Source organism: Flavonifractor porci, from assembly GCF_037572415.1.
Taxonomy (GTDB): Bacteria; Bacillota; Clostridia; order Oscillospirales; family Oscillospiraceae; genus Flavonifractor; species Flavonifractor porci.
This window is the reverse complement of record NZ_JBBHLB010000001.1, coordinates 451350-464840: the sequence shown is the minus strand read 5'-3', so window position 1 is coordinate 464840 and position 13491 is coordinate 451350. Positions and strand designations below refer to the sequence as shown.

Genomic DNA, 13491 nt, shown 5'->3' with positions numbered 1-13491 from the left:
CAGCGAGACCGCCAAGGAGACGATGGAGGACAAAATCAAGCGTATGCTCCGTGAAGAAGTCCGCAAAATGTGACTTCTTTTTGAATTTGATGAAAAAGTCCTTGACTTTTCGTCTCTGGCAAAACGGCCAAGAGTATCTTGGTGAGTACAGCAGTCAGACTGGCGCCCTTCAATCTGCCCCAGATCCAGGCCATCACGGATCACGACGATATGGACCTCTATACCCTGGGCGAAAAGAAATGCGCCCTGTACGCGGTGATCCCGGACAATGATACGACGTATAACTTCCTGGTCAGCCTGCTCTATTCGCAGGTGTTCCAGACGCTGTACTACAGCGCCGACCAGATCCACCACGGCCCACTGCCCCGGCATGTTCACTTCATTCTGGACGAGGCGCCCTCGGTGAATCTGCCCGGCCTGCCGCGGGAGCTCGCCACCATGCGGTCGAGAAATATCTCCTGCAGCACGATCATTCAGAACATGGCGCAGATCAAGGAACAGTTCAAAGATTCATGGGAAACGATCCCCGGAAACTCGGACAGCCTGCTGTATCTGGGCGGCAATGAATCCAGCACCCATAAGTACATTTCCGAAGCCCTGGGCAAATCCACCATTGATACAAAAACCCACGGTGAGACCAAAGGCCGTTCCGGCTCCTGGTCTACCAATACACAGATCAGCGGGCGGGAGCTGCTGACGCCGGATGAGGTGCGGCGGCTGGACAACCGCTATGCGATCCTGCTGGTTCGCGGTGCAGGGCCTGTTATGGACCTGAAGTATGACCTGGTCAAGCATCCCGCCATTCCCTACACCTCTCTGGGCGGAGGCGCGCCCTACATTCATCATGGCACAAACAGTACACCGGCGATTACAGGACATGAACTCTTTGCGGCATTTTCCGCCGATGAATCCGAAAACGAAAAGGAGAATGCAGCTTGAATAACAACTTTGAAAAGCGGGCGAAGCGCGTCTATGCGCTGTTCGCCTGCCTGGTACTGGTGATATCCATTACCATCTGCCCCGCCTTTGCCGCGGACGATCCTCTGACGGTGGTCAACAACCTGAGTGAGTTCATCTTCTCGCTCATCCGTGCCATTGGCCTGATCCTGCTGGGCTTCGGTATTCTGCAGGTGGGCCTGTCTCTCAAAAGCCACGACCCCTCCCAGCGGGCCAACGGTATGCTGACGGTGGCGGGCGGCATCGTGATCACCTTTACTAAGGAGATCCTCACCCTCATCACCGGCTGAGGAAAATGACCGGGTGCATATCAAGCCATGCACCCGGTCATTCGTTTTACAGTAAGGACTGGTAGTCCCTGCGGGCATATAAGATCCTGCGGATCTGTACGGTATCCCCGGCCACCACATAAAAAACCAAATAGTTCTTAACGATGAGATAGCGGTAACCCTTGGCAGCCAGCGCCAGGTCCTTTGGCTTTGGACAGCGTTCCGGCATTCTGGACAGACTTGCGATCTCTTCGACCAGCAGATCGTAGTATTTCAGCGCGGTATCCGGGGACAGGGTATTCAGATACCCGATGACTTCCTCCAAGTCCCGCTTGGCCGTAGGGAAGATCCTGACTTTATACGTTTCCATGAACACGCTCCCGCAGAGATCTGGCCAGCGTCAGGAAGTCCTCGCCCTCCGCGCCGGAGGCGATTTCCTGCTCGGCTACCGCCAGTTTGCCATAGAGGTCAATAAGAGCCTGCTGACGCTCATATTCCTCCATGCTGAGGACCACCATGTCGCCGGTCCCGTTGCGGGTAATATAGACCGGCTCACGGGTCTGGCGGCAGAAGTCCGATATCTCATTGGCGCTGTTGCGCAGATCGGAAATGGGACGAATACTCGGCATAATAGCACCCCCTTGTTACAATCATAGTATAGCAAAATTATGAGTAAATATCAATATGAATTCTGAAGAAGGTGAAACCATAGGAAGTGGAAACTGGATCGTAGACAACCTCAACTCCGCGCTGGGCACATGGAACGATAAGCTGACTGAGATCTGGGCGCTCCTCTCCACATCGCCTGAGAATTTCAAAGGCGGTGGAATCTGGACGGTGATCGTAAACATCAACGACGCACTGAAAGCCATTGGCTATGCGCTGTTGGTGCTGTTTTTTGTAGCAGGCGTTGTGAAAACCTGCGGCAGCTTTACGGAACTGAAACGGCCGGAGATGGCCCTCAAGACCTTTGTGCGGTTCGCGCTGGCGCAGGCAGCGGTCACCTACGGCATGGATCTGATGATGGCCCTGTTCAGCATTGCCCAGGGCACCATCTCCACCATCATGGGCGCATCCGGTCTGACAGCCATGTCCGTCACTGAACTGCCGGATGAAATGGTCACCATCATTGAAGATGTGGGCTTTTTGGAGAGCATCCCACTGTGGGCGGTGACGCTGCTGGGGTCCCTGTTCATTTGGGTGCTGTCGCTGGTCATGATTCTGACGGTGTACAGCCGATTTTTCAAGCTCTACATGGCCACGGCCATCGCGCCCATTCCACTGGCCAGTTTCGCAGGACAGCCCTCCAGCAGCATTGGCGTTGCTTTTGTAAAAAGCTACGCCGCCATCTGTCTGGAGGGCTGTGTCATTGTTTTGGCCTGTGTGATTTTCTCGCAGTTTGCCGCAAGCCCACCCGCAATTTCGGACGATACGCTGGCAGCGGCCACGATTGTGTGGAACTATATCGGAGAACTGATTTTCAACATGCTGGTGCTGGTGGGGGCAATCAAGATGAGTGACCGCCTGATTCGGGAACTGATGGGGCTGGGTTAATCCCAAAGGCCGTCCATGCGGACAGCGGACTCACCATTCCTGCGGGCCTCCCGCACCCGGTCCGCAAACAGTTCCATATCTGCCCGGTCACAGCGGCGCCGGCTGATGATGGCCGAGATCTTCCGAACCAGGGAGATCACCCAGGACAGCAGAACCAGCACCAATAGGACATACCAGATGCCCTCGGCCAGCGCCTGATGACTGTAAAACCAATCATGAAACAGCGTGGGTACGATGAGTGCGTATAGCAGCGGGATCGTCAGTCGGAACACGGCGGCCAAACGGAATGCAACAGAGAGCGCAAGGACTCCCGCACCGAGCATGAAATACAGCATTGTCACAACCTCCTCTTTCTCTGGTGGTTTGTGGCATGTTAGCATACCCTGGCAGAGATTGCAAGTCTCTTTCTGTCGATAGCTGAGAACGAAAATGGAGGTGAACTCATATAGAGGTACGCATCAACAAGGAAGTCAGGAATTATCAGGAAATCCTGTTTTTCGGGCTTTCGCTCCGGCAGCTCATTTTTGCCCTGCTTGCCGTCGCCGTGGCTGCGGGTGTTTACTTTGGACTGCGCACAGTTGTCGGCACCGGCGAGATTGGTTGGGTCTGTGTGCTGGCAGCCTTTCCCTTCGCCCTGGGCGGCTTTTTCCAGTACAACAGCATGATGCTGGAGCAATTCATTCTTGCCTATATCCGTTCGGAATTTTTATATCCTCACAGGCTCGTTTTCAAATCGTACAATATATACGCAAAAGTCATGGAAAGTTCGACAATAAAGGAGGCCCTGAAGATTGATTAAAACCCTGCAAAACACGTTAAAGCAGGACAAAGAGAAATTCACAGTACCGAGATCCGTACAGGACACCATCCCTATCCGGCGTATCTGGCCGGATGGGATTTTTCAGTTTGGGAGCAAGTTCTCCAAGTGCATCCGCTTTTCGGATATCAACTACGCCATCGCCTCCAAGGAGGATAAGACGGCGATGTTCCTGAATTACTCTGAGCTGCTCAACGCTCTGGACACCGGCTCCACCACCAAAATCACCATCAACAACAAGCGGATCAACCGCCAGAACTTTGAGGAAACCATTCTTCTGCCTCCCAGGGGCGACTTCCTCGACGGCTACCGTGCAGAGTACAATGCCATGCTCACGGACAAGGTCACCGACGCCTCCAACAGCGTGGTGCAGGAGCGGTATATCACCATCTCCACCCATAAGAAGAATATTGAGGAGGCCCGCACCTTCTTTGACCGGGTCACCAACGATGTCACCAGCCGCTTGTCCCACATGGACTCCCGCAGTGAAGAATTGGATGCCGTGGAGCGTCTGCGGGTGCTGCACGACTTCTACCGGGTGGGTGAGGAAACGGAGTTCCACTGTGACCTGCGGGAGAGCATGCGGAAGGGCCATTCCTTCAAAAATGCCATTTGCCCGGACAGTATGGAGTTCAAGAAGGACCACTTTGTCATGGGGGACAAATTTGGCCGGGTGCTGTTTCTGAAGGAGTTCGCCAGCTATATTAAGGACTCCATGATCAACGAACTGACGGAATTGAACCGAACAATGATGCTGTCCATCGACATAATCCCCGTGCCGACCGATGAGGCCGTGCGGGAGATGCAGAACCGCCTGCTGGGCGTGGAGACCAATGTGACCAACTGGCAGCGCCGCCAGAACAGTAATAACAACTTCTCCGCCGTAGTTCCCTATGATCTGGAGCAGCAGCGGAAAGAGACCCGTGAGATGCTGGACGATCTGACCACCCGTGACCAGCGGATGATGTTCGCTGTAGTCACGCTGGTGCATCTGGCGGACAGCAAGGAAGAACTGGACAGCGATACGGAAACCCTGCAATCCATTGCCCGCAAGCACCTTTGCCAGCTGAACACCCTGAACTGGCAGCAGGCGGACGGACTGGTGACGGCCCTGCCTCTGGGCCTGCGCCGCATCGACGCCTTGCGGACCCTGACCACCGAAGCGCTGGCGGTCCTCATGCCCTTCAAGGCCCAGGAGATCCGGCACCAGGGCGGCGTTTACTACGGGCAGAATGCCATCAGCAAAAACCTGATCCTTGCCAACCGCTGGGAACTGCTGAACGCCAACGGATTTGTGCTGGGCGTCAGTGGCTCCGGCAAATCCTTCACCGCCAAGCGGGAGATCGTCAGTCTGGCGCTGGCCACGGGAGAGGGCATTTCCAGTGGAGATGATATCATTATCGTCGACCCAGAGTCCGAATACCGGCCGCTCATTGAGGGACTGGGCGGCGAAGTGGTGGAGATCTCCGCCACCTCACCCAATCACATCAACGCCATGGACATGGAGCAGGGATACGGCGACGGCGAGAATCCTGTGGTTCTCAAATCGGAGTTCCTGCTGTCCCTGTGTGAGCAGCTCGTCGGCTCCGGTAAGCTGTCCGCTAAAGAGAAATCCATCATCGACCGCTGCACTGCGCAGGTGTACCGGGATTATATCAAAAGCGGGTATCAGGGCCAGGTGCCGACTCTGCAGGATTTCCACGCGGAACTCATGCGCCAGCCGGAACCGGAGGCCCGGGATGTGGCACTGGCCATCGAATTGTTCACTGAGGGCAGTCTGAACACCTTTGCCAAGCCCACCAATGTGAACACCAATTCCAGAATCCTCTGCTATGACATCCGGGACCTTGGACGGCAGCTCCTGCCCGTGGGCATGCTGGTGGTGCTGGACAGCATTTTCAACCGGATCATCCGAAACCGGCAGCTGGGCAAGAACACCTGGATCTATATTGACGAGATTTACCTGCTGTTCCAGCATGAGTACAGCACCAACTTTCTGTTCACCCTCTGGAAACGGGTGCGGAAATATGGAGCCTGCTGCACGGGCATTACGCAGAATGTGGATGATCTGCTCCAGTCCCACACCGCCCGGACCATGCTGGCCAACAGCGAGTTTCTGGTCATGCTGAATCAGGCCGCCACCGACCGGGCGGAGCTGGCGCGGCTGCTGAACATTTCAGACAATCAGCTCTCCTACATCACCAACGTGGATTCCGGCCGCGGTCTTATCAAGTGCGGCAGTGCGATCGTTCCCTTTGTGGACAACTTCCCCAGGCATACCCAGCTTTATCAGCTGATGACCACCAAGCCCTCGGACTCCGATGCCAGATACGACGGAGGGCAGGCGGCGTAATGCGGTCTGTCCAGGAGAGGGGGGTGTGGTGATGGATAAGATCAAAGAGAAACCAAAGGTCGCTGGCACTGTGCGGGAAAAAGCAAAAAATGCACCCAAGGAACTGGTGCGCCGCGGTATGGAGAATGGAACGGAGCGCCTGAGAAGTCAACTGCGGGATACCGCACAGAACGGCCAGCAGGATGAATATGGCGGCGACCAGATCGAGGACACTGCGGCCGGAAGTCTGCGCCGTATGGAACGTGGGGCCGGGAAACTCATTAAAGGACGAAAACCGAAACAAATATCTGAGCCTGCCGTTGGGCCTGCCGAATATGGGGATACTGGCACACCGCCCATCATCCGTACTAAGGAGGCCGAGCCTGTCGGAAACACACGGTATCAGGTTCAACCCCGGCAGCATAGGCAGGCATCCGGGCATTCCGTCAAGACAAAGGACTCCTATGTGCAGGGGCAGGCAGCGACGCAGGTCACAGAGCTTCCCCCGGAATACACCCAAGGCAAACAGGCATTCATCCGGGAACGCGGGCGGTTGTCTGCGGAAAGGGCAGCGGAGCGCCGTGGAATGGAGTGGAACCAACGGTGGCCGGTGCAAGCGACGGAGCGGCAGGTCATACAAAATGCTCCGCAGGCGGATCGACTGGGAAGAACACGCCAGTCGAAGCCTGTTGCTCCTTCTGCGGATAAACCGCCTAAAGGTACTCTGGCGGTGAAAAAGCCGCAAATCAAGGAAGTCTCTCATTCATCTAAACCAGCAGAACGGACTGCGGGACGGGCAATCAAGACCGTCGGAGACCTGAATCAAGCCCCTGCGTCCACGGTACAGACAGCCTCCCATGCCGCAGCTCAGAGTGCAAAAACCATGCAGGCGGCACAGCAGGCGTTCCGCTATCAGGAAACAGTAAAAGCGGCAGGCAGCGCGGCCGAAAAAGCAGTCCACGCTGCCGGAAAGGCCCTGCGGTCGATTCTGGCCGCAGCCAGAAGTCTGATGGCGGCGCTGATGGCCGGTGGTACGGTCACGCTGTCTCTGCTGATTTTGATTTGTTTGTTCGGTATGCTGGTGGTCTCGCCCTTCGGTATCCTATTTATTTCTGAGCCGACTGAAGAAGGAACCGTGGCACTCTCTACAGCCATCGCTCAGGTCAATATGGAATATGCTGCAAAGCTTGACGAACTGCAGGCCGGTGATTACGACGAGATCATCGTCGACGGTGCACCGCCTGACTGGAGAGAGGTGGTCGCTGTGTTTGCGGTCAGGACTGCGGGAGCGGATGACGGCGTGGATGTGGTCACGCTGGACGGTGACCGGATAGGCCGGCTGAAAGCGGTGTTCTGGGATATGACAGAGCTCTCCTCTGAGGTGGAGTCCATAGAACACAGCGACAGCGATCCGAATGACGGAGTTGATGACAGCTGGACGGAGACTATCCTGACCATCACCATCACCGCCAAAGCTGTCGATGATATGCGGACGCAGTACGCCTTTACCGCGCAGCAGAACAACACACTGGATGAACTATTGGAGAATCTGGGTCTGCTGGGTGGGCTGATCGAAAACCTCAGTGTGACGGAAGCTGACGCAAAAGCATTGTTGGCAGCGCTGCCGGAGGATCTGAGCGCCGAGCGCCGGGAAGTCCTCAAAGCCGCCTGTTCCCTCGTCGGCAAGGTCAATTACTTCTGGGGCGGCAAGTCCCTTGTGCTGGGCTGGGATTCCCGCTGGGGAACCACCATGAAGGTCACGGCGGAGGGCAGCTCCACCACCGGCACCTACCGTCCCTACGGCCTGGACTGCTCCGGCTTTGTCGATTGGGTGTTCTACAATGCCACGGACGGAGGCTATGTCATCGGCCATGGAGGCGGCGCGGCAACACAGCACATCTATTGCACCAGTATCACCTGGAATGAGGCTATTCCCGGCGATCTGGTGTTTTATGACGATGACGAACATGTGGGCATTGTCGGCGGCAGAGATGAAAACGGCGCCCTTATGATCATCCACTGCGCCAGCGGATACAACAACGTGGTCATCACCGGACAGGAGGGCTTTACCTCTATCGCCCGGCCGATCTACTACACAGAATGATGGACCGCGCCCCAACTGGGGCGCGGTTTTACTTACGAGAGAAAGGAACGAACCATGAAAACATCTTACAAGAAACTGTTGCCCGGCGTACTGGCACTTCTTTTGGCCTTTTCGCTGGTTATGCCTGCTTCTGCCGCGGAATGCGGCTTTTCGGATGTCTCCGCAGATTCCCTATGGTATGAAAGTGTGGCATATATTGCGGAGCGTGGTATTACTGTCGGGACCGGCGAGGGACGGTATTCTCCGGATACGCCCATCACGACACGCCAGTGGGCAGTCATGCTGTGCAGGGCCTACGGCAAAACCGAGGCGCTGGCCGGAAACGCCGGCGAATTTGGCGCCGCATGTCTGGCGGAAGCCTATCGCAGCGGATGGCTGTCCGCGGAAGCTATGATGCAGTCAGATACGCGGATGTGCCGGGGCGCTTTGTATCAGAGTGCCTTTGCCGCCATTGGCCTGCCGGTCTATGATTCTACGCTGTATCCCGGTGGTATGCCCATGTCTGATTATGAAAACTGCCTGCGGATCGGGGGGGAATTGGGCCTCTGCCCGGAGGGAACAAGTTCTGCTGAGATCGTCACCCGCGGTGAGACAGCAGCATTGCTCCATGCCATTTTGACACAGGAATTTCGGGTTGACGAACCGCCTATTCTTTCTGAGTTTCCCATTCAGAACAATTCGGGGATAAACATGAACGACTTTCTATTGGCACTACAGGAAGTGCCGGAGCCAATTCTTCAAGAATTTCAGGATATGGGATGGACATATACGGTGGATTTTGATTATCTTGCTGACCTAAGTGAGCGTTATGGAATGTCCTGTATTGGTGCTGCAGACTACGGAGCCAAACGAATCTATGTCTCTCAAGCTGATGCCACGCTCCATGAATTCGGACATTTTCTGGATAAAATCCTGGGATTTCCTTCGGAGCACGAAAAGCTATTCCTTAACGAGGTGGCTAGCTCGGGGTTAAGGGACTATGCAAAAACAAACAGTCATGAGTATTTTGCGGACTATTTCGCATGTTGGCTGCGATTTCACAGGGATTCAAAGCGAGCAGAAAAAATGCGTGAACTCACACCACAAACTTTTGGGTATTTCTCAGTGCTCTCGGAAGAAAACTGGCAGCACTTCTTGAAATAATTACAATGGTATCTGACATTCCGCGATATCTCTGAACAGCCGTTGACATATACATTCTGATATTTTTGTGCTGCACTTTCGTAAACATTTTTCGACATCATTCGCAGAACGTCGATGATAAAATAAATCAAATATTAAATTCAATATTTCGGGATGCCTCTCTAAAGGGGTGGCATCTAAGGTGGAATGGGGTGCGAGTCCCCGCGAACAGGTCACCGTGAAGCTCCAACCCAGGGAGATAAGTCGGACACACACCGAAAAAGGAATGATTCTGCACACGCCTGAACCCGGGGTGCAGACAGAGCAGGACGGTCTGCCTTTTCGTATGGAGCGTACTGCTGTCTGTCTGTGTCTAAAAGCGCAGATGGACTTTGCAAGAAAGAGCCTTTCGCAAAGTCTGCCACTTTGCGAAAAATCAGAGGGAATCCCGCATTATACCGCACTTAATGCCCAGGCATGACGGCTGTTTCTGACGGCGAATTCCATTTCACGCACTTTGGGCCCTGCCAGGGGAAACTAATGTGTTGACTGCGCAAATATAGTTGCGCTTCTGCTGCATGCTGGGATGCACATAGATCTGGAGTGTGGTTTTGACATTGGAATGGCCGAGGATCTCGCTCAGCGCTTTGGCGTCCGCGCCGCTGGAGATACAGCGTGTAGCAAAGGAATGACGGAGTGTGTGGAAATTCCGCTTCCGCAGGCCGTTTCGGGCCAGGAAGCTCTGAAAGCGGTACTGCAGTGTGCGCGGCTCCATTGGCTTATCACAAGATCCTGTCAGCACATAGGCATCTTCCGGTGCATCGCACCGAAGTGCTTTCAGCAGAGTATGCATTTCTGCTGTTAAAGGGATAAAACGGTCGGATGTGGAGCTCTTGGGCGTTTGCACCGCGAGTTCTGTCTTGTTTCCGGTTTTCAGCCGCAGGACCGTCCGCTGCACATGAAGTACATTCTCATCAAAGTCGATATCTGACCATTTCAGTGCACAGATCTCACCCAACCGCAGCCCGGAATTCAAACTGAGCAGGTAGGCAGCGCCGTTCAGATCCGGAGCTAAGAGGACGGCGGCGGATAATGCGGCCGTTTCCTTTTCCCCGAATGTGTCGATTATCTTCTGATGAGCTACGGGCGCGCTGATCTCAGAGAATAATTCGTTCGGAACCGCATACGTCTTTCCTGCATACCGCAAGGCGGATTTCAAGACTACTACCAGATCATTGACCGTCTTTGGCGACAGTCCGCCTTCCCCGTTCACTCTTCCAGAGCGCAGTTCCCATTCAATATATTCTCTGAGTTTCTGCACCGCCAGTCGGTCGACACGGTACGCTCCAAGGCGCGGAATGATGTGTTTCTCTACCAGAACGGAGTACCGGCCAAAGCTGGATGGTTTTACAGAAAGGCGCTTTTGAGCAAGCCAGAACTCAAAAAGTTCTTTTACCGTCAAAGGACATCGAGGCAGCTGCGGCTTTTCCTCTGCGCGCTTCTGCCGCAGCTTTTCCTTTACCTCTGCATAAGTCCGGCCATAGATAGAACCGTATTGAGCGGTCCCATCTTCTTTTCGTCCTCGAATAAAGCGTCCCTCCCAGCGCCCATCACGCCGTTTATAAATGTTCTCACCTTTCCTTGCCATGAGAGCCTCCTTTGCTGACCACATTTTCGACGGCGAATTCTTCTGGTATCACATGTAGCGAGTCTGTTCCCACCACAAAATTGGATGATCATACCAATTGCAAACCTGCATCTGAACACATTGGAACAAGTGCGTTTTGTGCCAGCCCTTTTTAAAGCAAAAAATGGAATGGATGATTGACATTTTTTTGGCTTGTGCTATACTGGAAGAGGAATAACAGGCAAAGATTCTTTCGCAAAGTGGCAGACTTTGCGAAAAAGATGCTGAATTTAGCATCTTTCGTATGGAAAATCGTCTTAAACTATGCATAAACTGAAAACTGAATATCACATCCGGCTTTTGTGGCAAATGCGCGACCCGTTCCGCATCGTGGAATGGACACGCATCCTTGTTCGGCTGAACAAGGGAATCAGGTGAGAGTCCTGAACATGTTTTGCAGCAACAACTGAGACGAAAGTTTCGGCAGACGTGCAATTCAATAGCTGTGTTTGTGGAGTGTATTCGTTTTCTGCGAAAGCAGGTCACTGGCGGTCGTAATGGCTGAGCTGGGAAGGCAACGGATATGCGATGGCGGTTTTAAAACCGCTGGGACACATGAGTCAGAAGACCTACTAAGAGCTCACCCCCGATCTTCGGGGCTGCTCTGATAAAAAATGCCTGATGAAATGTACGCACACATGCAAATGTGTGTTTTGTGTGCATGCATTTCACCCTCCGAAAGGAGCAGAAGCGGACGTATTGGATACGTCCGCTCTTTTTGCTTTCGGGGACAAAGACGGACGTATTCTATGCGTCTGTCTTTTTTTGTTAATATTGCCTTTTTCTGTGGCCCGCAAGGGGCTGAACAAGGGAAGCCGGTGAGAATCCGGCGCAGGCGCGCTGCTGTATATGCGGCGCTGCGGCACAGCCATTGCTCTTGCAGAGTGAGAAGGCGCCGCGGCGGTCATCCGCATGAGCCAGAAGACCTACAGGAAAGCATGAAATCTGCAGGACGCGGTACTCCGAACGATCTCACAAATCTGCATATGGGCGAACTGCGCCCATACAAGGAGGTCGTTCCGTGAGCGATAAACGTTTTCATGGAGATCAATGGTTCAACAAGAAAGCTGAAGGCCGGACAAAAGAAGCGCTGCGAAAGCGCAACGCGGAATTTGCACGGGAACACAGCGGCACAAGCGATGAGGAGCTGCTGGAATATGTCCGCGAGCAGGCCGGACGGCTCGGCTTCACGCCCAATGCCGGTGAGATCATCGGCGGAGAATACATCTCTTCCCGCTTCGGCGGCTGGAACAGCGTAGTGGCCCTGGCGGGGCTGCGCTCTCCCAAAAGGCAGCCGCCGATCACAAAGCGGCAGATTTATAAGGAAGAGTTCAAGCGCCAGGCCCAGATCTTCAAGAAGGAACGGGAGGCCCAAAAGGAAGCGCTCCGGGCGGAACACCGGGCAAGGAATGACGCGGCCATAGCAGAGCAGCAGGTCCGCGCAGTGCGGGATATGGCCTGGGGCGAGGAACACCGGGAGGACACAGACGGGGAGATCCTGGAGTATGTCCGCCAGTGTGCCGCCGAGAATGGCCGCACGCCCTTTGAGAAGGAAGTCCTGGGCGGCGTGTACATCCGAGAGCGGTTTGGGAGCTGGCCGGTGGTGATCCATCTTGCCGGGCTGCCTCCACGGCACGGCATGAAGCCCGTGAAGGCCACAACATTGAACGCATATCTGAAAAAGAAAAAAGCCGGGGAAGCCCCGGCAGAGAAAGAACCAACATCAGAAAGCTGACAGCGGGCCTTTGCCCGTTTCCATAAACGGCGATTCGCGCCGACAACTGAATAGCCACATCGGGAGAGAATACCGGCTGCGGGGAAGCACGCGAAGAAATGAGCGTGCCAAGGGTCGGACAACCTGGTCCACGTCGCGGCGGGCGGGAGCAGAGGAACCGGTACTGATATGTGGTGCAAGAAGAGAAAATAATGACGGCCAATGAATAAGCGCTGCGGCAATGCATGGCGTCTGTCATGCCAGATGCCGCGCGATGTTGCTTTTAGCTATACCTGTCAACCGGGCCATCTGCTGAATGGACAGGTCATTTTCCAGCAGGATATAAAAGAAGCGGATTTGTTCCGCTTTTGGCAAACGGATAAAACTGGCGGCAGAGTCCAGCCCGGTAACGGAACGTAGAATCTGCTCTGCCTCGCGGTCGGAAATGCGCTCCGGGAAAGGGTGGATATTCGGCTGCTCGGAACGAATGAACGCATCCAACTGCTCTGCGGTGATGTCCACCGGCAGTTCAGCGTAGGGGACGGTTACTTTGTCACACCCGCAGGGTGGGACTAAGGAACTGTCCCCGGAGCCTCCGGAGTTATCCCCGTATCCCCGGTACCCGCACCAGCGGTATTTTCCCGCTTCACCGCAGAGCCCGGCCTTGACCGGGTTCAATGCGATATAGCGATATACGGCAAGAAAATATGCGTCATCGTCCACCGGCTCACTGCGAAAACGGTCCTGAAAGAGATGCCCGGTGCGTTGATATTTCCAGTTGTAGTAGGAGGCAAAACGCACACCGATCCGCTTCATCAGTGTGGAGAGCCCCTCGCGCCCTTCCCGTAGAAGCAGATGCACATGGTTCCCCATCAGACAATAGAGGTAGACTTTTGCTTCAGCGTCAGCGTAGGGGACGATTACTTTGTCACACC

12 protein-coding genes, 2 pseudogenes and 2 riboswitches are annotated in these 13491 nt (G+C 54.6%); of the genes and pseudogenes, 9 read left to right on the top strand and 5 right to left on the bottom strand.

Features of this window, described 5'->3' with window-relative positions; genetic code table 11:
* The 3 genes and pseudogenes from WHJ28_RS16465 to WHJ28_RS02255 form a co-directional block, all read left to right on the top strand.
* Positions 1 to 73 (top strand): annotated as a pseudogene (locus WHJ28_RS16465) (transposon-encoded TnpW family protein); the annotation flags it as partial.
* A 41-nt stretch (positions 74 to 114) separates the two neighbouring features.
* Positions 115 to 939 (top strand): annotated as a pseudogene (locus WHJ28_RS02260) (VirD4-like conjugal transfer protein, CD1115 family); the annotation flags it as partial.
* On the top strand, positions 936 to 1247 hold the full coding sequence (locus WHJ28_RS02255) for a formate hydrogenlyase (protein WP_340039466.1): 312 nt from the start codon (positions 936 to 938) through the stop codon (positions 1245 to 1247). The pseudogene WHJ28_RS02260 and the gene WHJ28_RS02255, both read left to right, overlap by 4 nt.
* Positions 1248 to 1293: 46 nt before the next feature.
* On the opposite strand, the gene WHJ28_RS02250 is transcribed toward WHJ28_RS02255, so the two are convergent.
* On the bottom strand, positions 1294 to 1596 hold the full coding sequence (locus tag WHJ28_RS02250; protein WP_340039465.1) for a type II toxin-antitoxin system RelE/ParE family toxin: 303 nt from the start codon (positions 1594 to 1596) through the stop codon (positions 1294 to 1296).
* Positions 1583 to 1855: a type II toxin-antitoxin system Phd/YefM family antitoxin gene (locus WHJ28_RS02245; protein WP_340039464.1), complete on the bottom strand. Its 273-nt coding sequence runs from the start codon at positions 1853 to 1855 to the stop codon at positions 1583 to 1585. Before WHJ28_RS02245 ends, WHJ28_RS02250 begins: the two co-directional genes overlap by 14 nt.
* 55 nt (positions 1856 to 1910) lie before the next feature.
* Between WHJ28_RS02245 and WHJ28_RS02240 the strand changes: the two genes are divergently transcribed.
* On the top strand, positions 1911 to 2780 hold the full coding sequence (locus WHJ28_RS02240; protein WP_340039463.1) for a VirB6/TrbL-like conjugal transfer protein, CD1112 family: 870 nt from the start codon (positions 1911 to 1913) through the stop codon (positions 2778 to 2780).
* Here the strand turns inward: WHJ28_RS02240 and WHJ28_RS02235 are convergent.
* Entirely contained in the window at positions 2777 to 3115 is a 339-nt protein-coding gene (locus WHJ28_RS02235) for a molecular chaperone GrpE (RefSeq protein WP_340039462.1), read from the bottom strand. The two genes, WHJ28_RS02240 and WHJ28_RS02235, sit on opposite strands and share 4 nt — an antisense overlap.
* Before the next feature lie 110 nt (positions 3116 to 3225).
* Here WHJ28_RS02235 and WHJ28_RS02230 point away from each other — a divergent pair, with 110 nt between their 5' ends.
* The 4 genes from WHJ28_RS02230 to WHJ28_RS02215 are packed head-to-tail and all read left to right on the top strand — an operon-like array spanning position 3226 to position 9176.
* The gene (locus tag WHJ28_RS02230) at positions 3226 to 3579 is read left to right on the top strand and encodes a PrgI family protein (RefSeq protein ID WP_340039485.1); all 354 of its coding nucleotides are present in this window, start codon (positions 3226 to 3228) and stop codon (positions 3577 to 3579) included.
* A complete protein-coding gene (locus WHJ28_RS02225) occupies positions 3572 to 5950 on the top strand; it encodes a VirB4-like conjugal transfer ATPase, CD1110 family (RefSeq protein ID WP_340039461.1) in 2379 nt (792 codons plus the stop codon). Before WHJ28_RS02230 ends, WHJ28_RS02225 begins: the two co-directional genes overlap by 8 nt.
* 31 nt (positions 5951 to 5981) lie before the next feature.
* Positions 5982 to 8033, top strand: a complete 2052-nt coding sequence (locus tag WHJ28_RS02220; RefSeq protein WP_340039459.1) for a C40 family peptidase — start codon at positions 5982 to 5984, stop codon at positions 8031 to 8033.
* A 54-nt stretch (positions 8034 to 8087) separates the two neighbouring features.
* Entirely contained in the window at positions 8088 to 9176 is a 1089-nt protein-coding gene (locus tag WHJ28_RS02215; RefSeq protein WP_340039458.1) for an S-layer homology domain-containing protein, read from the top strand.
* A 487-nt stretch (positions 9177 to 9663) separates the two neighbouring features.
* On the opposite strand, the gene WHJ28_RS02210 is transcribed toward WHJ28_RS02215, so the two are convergent.
* Complete coding sequence (locus WHJ28_RS02210; protein ID WP_340039457.1) at positions 9664 to 10803, bottom strand: tyrosine-type recombinase/integrase; 1140 nt, start codon at positions 10801 to 10803, stop codon at positions 9664 to 9666.
* Positions 10804 to 11206: 403 nt separating this feature from the next.
* Positions 11207 to 11413, top strand: a riboswitch (cobalamin riboswitch).
* Between the two features lie 196 nt (positions 11414 to 11609).
* Positions 11610 to 11790, top strand: a riboswitch (cobalamin riboswitch).
* Positions 11791 to 11863: 73 nt separating this feature from the next.
* Here WHJ28_RS02210 and WHJ28_RS02205 point away from each other — a divergent pair.
* Positions 11864 to 12577, top strand: coding sequence for a homing endonuclease associated repeat-containing protein (locus WHJ28_RS02205; protein ID WP_340039455.1), 714 nt, complete (start codon positions 11864 to 11866; stop codon positions 12575 to 12577).
* Between the two features lie 234 nt (positions 12578 to 12811).
* Here the strand turns inward: WHJ28_RS02205 and WHJ28_RS02200 are convergent, their stop codons facing one another.
* Positions 12812 to 13429, bottom strand: a complete 618-nt coding sequence (locus tag WHJ28_RS02200; protein WP_425461092.1) for a transposase — start codon at positions 13427 to 13429, stop codon at positions 12812 to 12814.
* Positions 13430 to 13491 lie beyond the last annotated feature (62 nt).